Annotated in this window: 6 protein-coding genes; 1 reads left to right on the forward strand and 5 read right to left on the reverse strand. The window is 71.8% G+C overall.

Annotated features, from left to right (window positions below):
• Positions 1-109: 109 nt before the first annotated feature.
• On the reverse strand, positions 110-1975 hold the full coding sequence (locus NZH93_RS47235; protein WP_259629919.1) for a ricin-type beta-trefoil lectin domain protein: 1866 nt from the start codon (positions 1973-1975) through the stop codon (positions 110-112).
• A gap of 206 nt (positions 1976-2181) precedes the next feature.
• Between NZH93_RS47235 and NZH93_RS47240 the strand changes: the two genes are divergently transcribed.
• Positions 2182-3378 (forward strand): ROK family transcriptional regulator, encoded by a 1197-nt coding sequence (locus NZH93_RS47240; protein ID WP_259629920.1) that lies wholly within the window; start codon positions 2182-2184, stop codon positions 3376-3378.
• On the opposite strand, the gene NZH93_RS47245 is transcribed toward NZH93_RS47240, so the two are convergent.
• The 4 genes from NZH93_RS47245 to NZH93_RS47260 all read right to left on the reverse strand — a co-directional run bounded on the left by NZH93_RS47245 (position 3349) and on the right by NZH93_RS47260 (position 11338).
• Entirely contained in the window at positions 3349-3897 is a 549-nt protein-coding gene (locus NZH93_RS47245; RefSeq protein ID WP_259629921.1) for a hypothetical protein, read from the reverse strand. The two genes, NZH93_RS47240 and NZH93_RS47245, sit on opposite strands and share 30 nt — an antisense overlap.
• 526 nt (positions 3898-4423) lie before the next feature.
• Positions 4424-8488 (reverse strand): TIGR02680 family protein, encoded by a 4065-nt coding sequence (locus NZH93_RS47250; RefSeq protein WP_259629922.1) that lies wholly within the window; start codon positions 8486-8488, stop codon positions 4424-4426.
• Positions 8485-9699: a TIGR02678 family protein gene (locus tag NZH93_RS47255; RefSeq protein WP_259629923.1), complete on the reverse strand. Its 1215-nt coding sequence runs from the start codon at positions 9697-9699 to the stop codon at positions 8485-8487. The genes NZH93_RS47250 and NZH93_RS47255 overlap by 4 nt, the downstream gene beginning before the upstream one ends.
• Positions 9700-9847: 148 nt before the next feature.
• Positions 9848-11338, reverse strand: a complete 1491-nt coding sequence (locus NZH93_RS47260) for a DUF2397 domain-containing protein (RefSeq protein WP_259629924.1) — start codon at positions 11336-11338, stop codon at positions 9848-9850.
• Positions 11339-11350: the final 12 nt, after the last annotated feature.

The raw sequence follows: 11350 nt of genomic DNA on the forward strand, positions 1-11350 counted from the left end.
TCGGCCACCCACCACCGGACTCGCGAAATCCCAGACCGGCCAAGAGATGAAGGGAGCAGAAGAGACCCGCCAGCCCCTCCCAGCCCCTCCCGCCCCCTCCCACCCGGCCCTACGCCGTCACAGTCCACTTCTGATTAGCAGCCCCAGTGCAAGCCCAGATCTGCGCCAAAGTCCCATTGACCGACGAATTCCCAGTAGCATCCAAACACTTACCAGTAGCCGGATTCACAATATCCCGCCCAGCGGTGACGCTCCACCGCTGGTTGTTCCCGCCAGCGCAATCCCAGATCTGCAACTTAGCCCCATCCACAACACCATTATCCTTGATATCCAAGCACTTCCCCAGCGCCCGAACAGTGCCATCCGCCCCCACGACCCACTTCTGCGCAGCACTCCCGTTGCAGTCGTACAACTGCACCGCCGTGCCGTTCGCACTACTGGCCCCAGCGATGTCCAGGCACTTCCCGCCCAACCCGGTGATCGTCCCGCCAACGGGCTGCGGAGTACCGCCCTGCGTCCCGTTCCAGGTGAACGTGGCCGTGGTCCGGGCGGGCAGGCTGTAGTCGAACGACGACCCACCCCAGTTCACCTTCACGTTCTGCGTGCTACCGGTCGTGTTGTACGCGATCAGCGCCTTCGACCCGTCCGTGTTGCGCCACGCGACGTTCTTGACCGACCCGTTGTCATTGGTCTCGATCCGCTGCGCCCCCGGCCGGACGAACTTCGTCAGGTGCCCCATCGTGTAGTACTCGACGTTGTAGGTGACCTGACCGCGCTTGCCGTCGTTGTTGTGCACGGTGATGAACCCGGTGCACGTCCCGCACCCTCCGTTGTGCGGGTTCATGGCCTCGTCCAGCGCCAGGCTCCACTTCACCACCGAACTGCCCCAGTTCCGGGTGTAGTCGATGATGTTGAACATGTCCTCCCGGTGCTGGTCGGAGATCCACGTGCCGCCGGAGTGCTCCGTGTCGAACGCCTTGACGTTCGGGAACTCGTTGTGCGCCGTGGTCTGCGCCGACACGTCCCCGACGTAACCGTGCCAGGCGATCCCACCGAACAGCGGGTCGTTCACGATCCCCGAATCCTGCAACTGCGGCTTGACCCAGGTGTTGTACCCGTCCCAGTTCCAGTCGTGGATCAGCACCTTGGTGTTGATGCCTGCCGCCCGGAACGCGGGGTAGATCCCGTTCTTGGTGAAGTTGATCAACCCGGCGGTGTTCCACTGCATCGACGGGTACCCCGGACAGCACCCCGGCTCGTTCTGCGGCGTCACGTAGTCGATCGGGATCCCCCGCGACTGGTAGGCCTGCACGTACTTCGCGAAGTACTGCCCGTACGTCCCGTAGTACTCGGCCTTCAACCACCCCTGCCGCATGGAGTTGTTGTCCTTCATCCACGCGGGTGCGCTCCACGGCGACGCCATCACCCGCAGCGCCGGGTTCAACTCCTTCGCCCGCTTGGTCAGCGGCAGCACATCAGCCAGGTCGTGATCGATCTTGAAGTCGTTGACGTCGCAGCACGTGTCGTCGTACGAGTAGTCGAACCGCGCGAGGTCGGTGGACGCCATCGGGTTCCGCGTCATCGACAGGCCGATGCCGTTGACCGGGTCGAACAGCTTCTTCATCGTGTCTTCGCGGGTGGCGGCGCTCAGGTAGCCGCTGCTGTTCATCAGCCAAGCGGCGCTGTCGGTGAACGACGCGCCACCCCCTTCGAACGTCTGGTACCGGGTGTTCTCGTTGACCGTGATCGTCTGACCCCCGGTCCCGGTACCCGCGACGAACGCCACCGGGGTCTGCTGCTGCAACCCCCGAGTGACCTGGGTGCCGCGGTCGGCGGCGTTGGTGGACGTGAGCCAGACGTTGACTTGCTCACCCGCGGCCACGGCGGGCGCGGTCGGAACGGCGATGACGGCCGCCGCCAGCACCGTGACGCCGAGCGCGGATAGTAGGGACCTTCGAGGCGAGGACTTCGGCATGGCAGGGTTCCTCGTTCCGTGCGGAAGGCAGCCGGTCAGGATCGGCTGAGGCGTGGTGGCGACCTTGCGTTACCGGGTTCAGGTGTCGGCTGGCATAGTCGAGGTGTCCGGCATCACGCCTTATTTCAAGATGTGATTTAACCCAGGTGACCTTGGGACGTCAAGGCTTGGTTAAGGGAGCGACAGTGCAGCGGAGCAAGCGGACGATGCGCGACTTGAGGACGAGCAACCGCGCCCGCGTGTTGCGCAGGCTGTACTTCGACGGCCAGTTCAGCCGCCACGAGCTGGCAGGCGCGACCGGCCTCAGCCAGGCGTCGGTCAGCAACGTCGTCGGCGAGCTGGTCGAGGACCAGGTCGTCGTCGAAGCGGGTCTGGTCGGCTCCGACGGCGGCAGGCCGCGGGTCCTCCTCCGCGTCAACCCGGACCACGCCTGCGTCGTCGGCGTGGACGTCGGCGAAACCCACGTCCTGGTGGAGGTCTTCGACCTCACGCTGCGCAGGCTGGCCATGAGCACGTTCCAGATGGACACCATCGCCAACCGCGGCGAGGCGGTCGTGGAACGCGTCCTCGCGGGCCTCGACCAGTGCGTGGAGGACAGCGGCGTGGACCCCGGCCGGATCCTCGGCGTGGGCGTCGGCGTTCCCGGTCTGGTCGAGCGCGGCTCGGAACTGCTGGTCCACGCCCAGACCGTCGGCTGGAACGGCGTCCCGCTGGAGCGGATGCTCCGGGCGGGCACCGACCTGCCGCTGTTCATCGACAACGGCGCCAACACCCTCGGCCAGGCCGAGATGTGGTTCGGCGCGGGCCGCGGCGCCCGCAACGCGGTCATCGCCCTCATCGGCTCGGGCGTCGGTGCCTCCGTCATCGCCGACGGCGTCCCGTACCGGGGAGCGTCCGGCGGCGCGGGCGAGTGGGGCCACACGACCCTGTCGCTCGACGGCAGGCCCTGCCGCTGCGGCGCGCACGGCTGCCTGGAGGCCTACATCGGCGCCAAGGGAGTGCTGGGCCGCCACCGCGAAGCGGCGGGCCTGCCCCCGGAGATCGTCGACGAGGAGGTGGCCCTCCGCGAACTGCTGGCGGAGGACTCGCAGGCGGCCAGGGAGGTCCTCGAGGAAACCGCGCGCTACGCCGGAGCGGGTATCGGCAACCTGATCAACCTGTTCAACCCGGAACGGGTGATAGTGGGCGGCTGGGCGGGCCTGATCCTCGGCGAACAACTGCTCCCCGCCATTCGCGAGGTGGCCGCCAAGCACGCCCTCCACCACCCCTACCAACAGGCGAAGATCAGCCTCTGCGAACTGGGCACCGAATCGGTGGCCATGGGCGCGGCCACCCTTCCGGTCGCCGAATTCCTCGGCGCGGGCGGCGTCCGCTCAGCCGCCCTCATGCGCCCGACCGGCTGACCGCCAGAGGTCGGCCTCGTCGGTGTCGGTCGGCACGTCCCGGTCGAGCGCCACGGCCCGGACGACGACCTTGCGCACCAGCGGCTCGTCGAGAGCGGCCGGCCACTCCCACGGCCGTCCGCTCAGCACGACCGCCAACACCGCGTCGGCCTTGGCCACCACGGCGTCGAACTCCGCCGCCGGCACCTCGTCGTACCGCCTGACCTGCGCGAGCCACCGCGACCGCCACGCCATCTGCCCGGCAGGCCGCCCCACCGCCCGCCGGTGCACCTCCGCCAGGACGTCGAGGAGCGACGTGCCGTCCCGGCGGAGGTGCTCGTCCAGGCGCACCAGCGAAACCTGCCGTCGGGCGGGGAAGTCGACCGCCTTGTGCAGGACCAGCCCCACCGCCTCGGCGGTCGGCCGGTCCTCGACGCGGAAGCTGAACGCGGACCGCCCCGACTCCATCGTGTCGAGGGCCGACCGCCAGAACCCCTCCAGGGCCGGAACGGAGTAGCGGGCCCGCAGCTCGTCATCCACCCGGCAAGCCTAACGACCGGACCGGCTCGGCCTCCCCGGCCGAAGAAAGGCGCGAACAATCACCACCGCACGACGACGATGATCGATCGCACTGGAAAATCAACGGCCGCCGCGGCCGGGGTCGCCGTTTTCTCCTTGCGGTGATCAACGAACTGGCCACCCCCACGACCGCCGGACCAATCGTTCCGGGGACAAGACCGCCAATACCGACCGGTCTGCTCCGACAAACCCGGAACGTTCATCCGGGAAGCTGCCGGAGGCGTGTTCGGGCAGCCTTTGTTGATCATTGTTGACCCGCCTCCCGGCCTCGTGGTCAAGTCGACCACCAAGGTTGGAACGAGATTAGGGGCCGGTGTTCGTGCTGGTACCCGTGCCGACGGCGGCGGAAGCGTCTCGACGAAGACGCTTCACCGCTACTGCGACAGGACATTCACATGTGTGATTTCCTCGACGGCCCACGACACCCGGAACGTTTTCGTGCGCGGATCTCCTCGTGCTCCACGACCGTGAAGCACGGCGGCTACCGCTACGGGTCGACCCGGTCCAAAGCCGCCCCGTCCCAGGTCGTCTGGGTGCAGGCGACGCCGCGGCCGTTGCGGGGACGCAGGACGTCGTAGATGTGCATCCTGGGGATCTTGTCGGAAACGCCCCAGCCGCTGGGCCAGGTGATGACCCAGTCCATGTCGAGGTCGACGAGCAGCCCCAGCATGCGGGCGATCGTCGGGTCGTCCAGGCGTTCGAACGCCTCGTCCAGCAGCACCAGCCGAAGCGGGTCGAACGACTCGGCGCCGCTGCTGACCGCGTCGTAGAACGACGCCGCCGCGGCGAACAGGGTCACGTACGAGATGAGCCTGGTCTCGCCGGACGAGAGCTGCTTCAAGCGCCGTTCCCGCGGGTTCCCGTCCGGCCCGGTGTCGCCGACGGTCACGGTGAACTGGTGCCACGTGCGGTAGTCCAACGCCCGTGACAGGACCTCGGCGTAGTTGCCCGAGTCGGCGTCGCGCTCGGTCTCGATCCGCTCGGTGAACACCCGCCGCAGGGCCTCGTCCTGCTCCGGCGTCCGGTTCGCGAACGGCTCCCGCACCAGCGCCAGCGCTCCGCGCGTCTCCTCGTCCAGCGCGGACGACGGCTTCCACGACAGCTTCACGTGCACGCCCTGGCTGGACCGCGCCTTGCCGAGCACGTCGTTCATCCGCTTGCACAGGTCCTCGGCCACGGCGACCTGCCCGCGCAGCCACTCGGCGAGGTCGCGGATCAGGTAGTCCGCGAACACGCCCTGGTACTGCTCGTTGAGGAACCCGCGCTGGTCGGCCAGCTTCGCCGTCACCTGCCGGGCCGCGACGGCCACCGGCCGGGTGCCCTCCTCGCCGGTCACGGTCACCGTGAGCAGGCCCGCGTGCTGTTCGGCGGCGATGTCGTGGCTGCCCGCCAGCGACGTCTGCAACGCCTGGAGCTTGGTGATCACCGTGGCCTCGCCCGCGCCGCGGCGGTCGCCCTCCGCCGTGATGGCCTCCCGGACCGCGTCCAGGTCGCCGTCCACGTCCGGCAGCGCCGCCACCAGGACGCCCGGCGCCGCCACGGTCGCCCCGAACTGCTCGGCGACCCTGGTCTGCTCGGCCGTCGCGCCCGCCAGTTGCTCACGGGCGCCGTCGAGCTGCGCTTCGAGCTTCGCCGCCTGCTCACGGGCCGACGCGACCTGCTCGCGCGTCGACCTGAGGTCTTCGCGGTACTTCCGCCGCGAAGACTCCAGCGAGCTGAGCTGGCCCGCGATCTCGCGCGCCTCGCCGCCGATCGCCTCGGTCAGCTCGGCCAGCGTCGTGGCCTGCGTCGCGTGGTCCACGCACCGGCTCTCGGCGTCCGCTTCGGCCGCCGCCCTGTCCTCGCCCGCCGCGTGGAACCGGTGGGTCGCGTCGGTCAGGTCCGCCACGGCGCCCTGGCACTGCCTCCGCAGCAGGTCGCCCAGCCGGTCCGCGGTCCGCTGCGCCTCGCCCGCGGCCTGCTGCGACTGCCGCAGGCCCTCGGTCTCCGCGGGCAGCCCGGCCTCGCCCGCCTGCCGCACCAGCTCACCGCGCACGGCCTCACCGCGGGCCTGCGCCTCGTCCAGCTCGGCCCGCAGCTCCCGCGCCCTGGTCTCGGCGCGGTCGGCCGACTCGCGCGCGGCCTGTTCACGGCTGTGCTTGGCGATCAGATCGCCGTCGGACGGGAACCCGGCCAGGTGGGACTCCCAGCGGGTCACCCGGTCCCGCGCGCCCGCCAGCTCGCCCTCGGCCACGCCCAGCTCACCGCGCAGCTCGGTCAGCTCGTCCTCCAGCACCCCGATCCGGCGCCGCCGCGCGGACTCGCGTGCTCCCGCGCCGATGAACTCCGCGGCGGGCTTGCGCCACGTCCCGCCGAGCACACCTGCCCGCCAACGGCCGTCGGTCGACAGCGCCAGCCCGCTCCCGGCGTCCAGCGACACCGCCGCGAGCAGCCCCGCGACCACCTCGGCCGACACCACCGACCCCGGCTCCACGGCCGGGACCAGCACCGACGCCAACGACGGCCCGGCAACGGCGTCCCGCGGGGTCGCGGTCACGTCGTCGGCCACCGACCCGTCGCCGGTCACCCACGCGTCCAGCAGCCCGCTCGCCTGGAGCGCCGACTCGAGCCCCGCCCGCCCGGCCTCGTCCACGGTCGGCTGGAAGTCGACAAGTCGGTAGAACGGCGTCCCCGCCAGCGGATCGCGCGAAGCCGATGCGTAACGACCCGGCTCCGGCACCCGTTCCCCACCCGACCGCAGCCCGGCCAGCTCGGCGTCGAGCTGGCCGATCCGGCCGCGCAGGTCCTCCTGCCGCAGCACGAACGCCTGAGCCGCGTCGCGCGCCGCGCGGACCAGGGGAGCGGTCCACTCGCGGGCCGCTGCCGTCACGGTCCTCGCGACCTCCGGGTCGACGGCCTCCGGCAGCTCGAACGACTGGTTCGGCAGGCCGTCGGCCAGCGGCCCGGCACCGCACCAGCGCTCGACCTCGGCCAGCCACGTCGCCGCGACCGCCGTCAGCTCCTGGCCCTCCTGGTGGCGCAGCGCCGCCGCCTCGGTCGCGGCGACCTGGGCGTCCTTCGCCTTCTGCCGCACCGCGTCCACCTGCCGCTGCTCGCGGTCCAGCTCCCCGGCCCGCTGGTGCAGCGCGAGCGCCAGCGCGCCGCGCTGCCGGGCCGTGGATGCGATCCCCGACGTCGCCGCCGCGGCTGCCTCCAACCCGGCCAGCACGGTGTCCGTCGCCGCCGTCGGCGGCACGCGCCGCTCGGTCGGCAGCGGTTCCGCCTCGGGGTCCGGCTTCGCCCGCACGAGGTGGGTGGTCACGGTCGCCTCGGCGTGCGGGACCCTCGGCACGACCGGCGCCGCTGACGAGTCCAGCCCCGCCGCGCGCAACTGCTGGCGCAGCGGCTCGGTCAGCTCGTCCGCCGACCCCAGCTCCTCCTGGAGCCGCCGCAGCGACCGCAGCACGGCGTCGACCGCGCCGTCCTCCTGGAGGCGCTGCTTGCTCGCCATCTCCAGCGCGGCGATGGCCGACGACCGCTTCTCCGCCACCAGCTTCTCGCGGGTTTGCAGGTCCTGGAGGTCGCGGAACGCGGGCAGCTCCTTGAGCGCCGCGATCGTCTCCTCCGCCTGGCCCTCACCGGTCTCCAACGCCGACTGGGCGCTCTCCGCCTCGGCGCGCGACGACCGCGTCCGCTCCAGCTCGCCCTCCAGCCGGGAGCAGGCGCGCGCCAGCTTCCGCACCGCGTCCTCGGCGCCGCGCAGCCGCTCCGCCGACGAGCGCAGCCCGCCGAACGCGTAGTCGGAGTACGTCTTGAGGAACGTGCCGAGCGCGGCGTCCGCCGACGACAGCCGGGTGATGTTCTCCCGGATCGACTCCAGGTCGTCGAACGACGTCGCCAACTGCTCGACCATCGACTGGTCCAGCGGCGGCAGCGCGTCGGACAGGATCTGCTCCAACTGCCCTTCGAGCACCTTCAGGCCGACGTCCGGGTTCCGCAGCGTGCGCTGGAGGTGCAGCAGGTCGCCGTACCGGGCCGCGGGGACGCCGTACACCGTCTCGGCGATCTTCGCGCGGAACGCGGCGTCCTCCAGCACGCAGTCCGCGCCGATCGCCTCCCGCAGGTGCGCCGGACCGAGCGGGATCCGCTCGTGGCCCGCGAGCTGGAGGTCGCGCCCGACGCGCGCGGACGTGATGAACCGCCACGAGTCGGTGATCGCCTGCGACGTCTTGGACGCCTTCACCCCGAGCCCGCAGGTCAGGAACTCCTCGACGCCGTCGACGACCCGGCGCAGCTCGATCCACGCGTAGCCGATCCGGTTCGGGCCGCCGTTGTAGTCGTCCAGCATCAGCCGCCGCAGGCTGACCGTGTCGAAGCCCTTCGAGCCGACCTGCCGCAGGTCGCCGTCCAGGCACAGCGGCAGCAGCAGCTCCAGCGTTCGCGACTTGCCGGACCCGTTGGTGCCCTGGAAGATCGCCCGCCCGCCGGAGAAGTCGAACGTCTGCTCGGTGTACTGCCACACGTTGACGATGCCGCCGCGGTGCAGCCGCCACCTGTCCCGCTCCAGCGTCACGACACGGTCTCCTCGTCGAACAACGACCAGCTCGGTTCTCCGGGCTCGATCGGGGTGGGGGTGACGACCTCGCGCTCGGGGTCGCCGTCGGGTTCGGGTATCCACCGGTGCGCGGCCGGGTTCAGCAGCCAGCCGTCCTCGCCCGCGACGGCCAACCCCATGCGGCGCAACAGCTCCGTCACCTCGGTGACGAGCTTGTCCTGGTCTTCGACGATCTGCTTCGACCACGCCGCCGGGTAGTCCTCGACCAGCCGGTCGAGCACCTCGCGCAACCGCGCGGTCGACACGAGGTGACGGCCGTCCGCGCGGGTGATCGGCTCGTCTTCGGCGTCGTACTCCAGCTCCAGCAGCGTGGGCAGCGCCAGTAGCGCGAGCCGCGCGACCGTGGAGGAACCGGGGAAGTACATGTCCGTCAGGTAGTCCTCGGGGTCCGCCGCCAGCACGCCCTCCAGGCGCGACTCGGTGTACAGCCCGAAGCACTTCTCCAGCAGCACGGACTCCTTGCGCTGGTTGCGCCGCAACCAGTCCGCCTGCTCCGGCGGCAGGTCGGCGTACAGCACCAGCGGCGTCTCCACGAGCCTGCGCCGCACCGCGTGCTCGACGCCGCGCGGCCCCGGCCGGGCCGCCAGCGCCACCAGCCGCTCCGGCGAGTCCGCCTCGGCGACCGGCCCGGTCAGTAGCTGCCCGAGCAGGTCCGTGTCGATCGTGATCAGCGCCTCGGTCTGGAGGTCCGCGCCCACCTGGCCCTCGGTCTCGTGCAGCACGCCCAGCGACACCAGGTGCCGCAGCGCCGCCGTCAGCGCCCGCCGGTCGACCACGTCGTCCACCACGTCGATCCCGGCCTCGACGGCGGCGGCCCGCACGTCCGACACCAGGCGGGACAGCAGCGCCTGCCGCCCGACCCCGGTCAGCACGCCCAGCGTCAGCGCCAGGTACGCGTACCCGCGCGGCGACATCCCCGGCACGCCGCGGGTGTCGTCCACGCCGGGCCCGGACTTGTACAGCCGCGCGAACCGCCGCTCCACCACCAGCCGGTAGCCGAGCAGCCCGGCGAACAGGTCCTGCAACGCGAACCGGTGCCGGTACACCAGCGCCAGCAGTTCCCCGTCCGGCCCGTCGCCGCGCAGCAGCGGCCTGCGCAGCAGCGTGCGCGCGCAGCGCACGACGTTCGCCGCGTCGATGTCCGGGAGGTCGTCCAGCGGGGTGCTCACTCGCTCCTCCGGGGTGCCGGGGTCTGGCCGGCGCATTCGACCTCGTGGGGCCGCAGGGCTGGTCGGGTGTGGTCGCCTGGTGCGCCCTCGCCGAGGACCGGTCGTGCCGCAGGGCCGCCGGTCGTCGAACGCCGCGCGTCGGGGGTGCTCACTCGCTCAACGCCAGCCGCGCGTCGTGCAGGGTCAACGTCCCCGCCTTCGAGGTGATCCTGGTGGTCTCGCCCGGCGAGTGGTCGACGGTGACGCGCAGGCCGCGCACCGGGTCGGCGGCCGAACCGGAGTCGGCCGCGCTCTCCCGCTGCGCCATCGCCAGCGTCAGCAGCTCGCACAGCACGCCCAGCGCGTCGCCGGACAGCGTCGTCGACGCCAGCCGCGGCGCGGCCGACGCCAGCTCGGCCACCGACGCGGCCCGGTGCTCGTCCGCCTCGCGGGCCGCCGCCAGCAGCGACTGCTCGGTGATCGGGTCGTCCAGGATGCGCGACGTCCGCCCGCGCGCGCCCCGGTCGCCCCGGCTGCGGACGCTGACCGTCACGTCCCGCACCGGCCCGTCGCGCCACGCCGTCCGCTCGTTGTCGCTGTCGTGCTCCGGCGCGGGCAGCACGTGCCGCGCCGAGTAGAGACCGAACGCCGCCGCGTACAGCTCGTGGCCCTGCGCGCGGGTGCCGGAGTCGAACCACGCCGCCAGCTTCAGCAGCTCCGCGCGCCGCCCCGGCAGCAGGCCGCCGCCGGAGGTCGCGCGCTTCACCGACGCCAGCAGCGACCCGATGGCCCGCGCGGTCGCCTCGCGCAGCGCCGTCACCTGGCTCGGGTGGCCGGGGCGGTCGACGAACCAGCCCGCCAGCTCCTGCCAGTCCGCCGCGGACCGGCCCCGCGCCCGTTCGACCTCGACGCCGAGCCCGTCCGTGGCGCCGAGCAGCCGCAGCAGCTCGCCACGCCCCCGCGCCAGGCCCGCCAGCGCGTCCGCGATGGCCGGGGTGTGCCGCAGCACGTCCTCCACGACCATCTGGATGTACTCGACCAGCAGGTTCCGGAACCCGGAGATCTCCTCGGGCGCCAGGTGGTGCCGCGTCACGACCTGCCCGAGGTACGCGTAGAAGTCACGCACCGTGGCCGCCAGCTCGGCGTGCTGGAGGAAGACCGTCGTCACCCGTTCGGCCAGCACCTCGCGGGACCGCCTGCCCTCGCCCGTCACCAGCGCCTCGGACAGCGCGCCGCCCAGCTCGCTCAGCCCGCGCTCGATCGCGGGCAGCAGCTCCCGCGACACCTCGCGCGCGCCCTCCGGCACCCGGAGGAGCTGGTCGACGTCCCGCTGGACGCGCACCGCGAGCTTGCTCACCTGGTAGCGGACGCTGCCGTGCTGGAACTCGGCGATGCTCGTCGCGACGACCTCGCGACGGCCCTGCACGAGGTTGCCCCACTCCACGAGCTGCTTGAGCCTGTTGATCACGTTCTCGATCCGGGACTCTCCCGCGTCCACGGTGCCCAGCCGCTCCGCCCCCGCGAGGGCGCCTGCGACCTCCCCGGCGGGCAGGTCGGCGAGCAGGGTGGACGTGAACAGGCGCATGATCGCCAGGTACGTGCGCTGGTAGTCGCGCGCGTCCAGGTACGCGTAGAGCTTCAACCGGCCCGCTGGTTCCACGGTCGGCACCCT

This window comes from Umezawaea endophytica (assembly GCF_025061645.1).
Taxonomy (GTDB): Bacteria; Actinomycetota; Actinomycetes; order Mycobacteriales; family Pseudonocardiaceae; genus Umezawaea; species Umezawaea endophytica.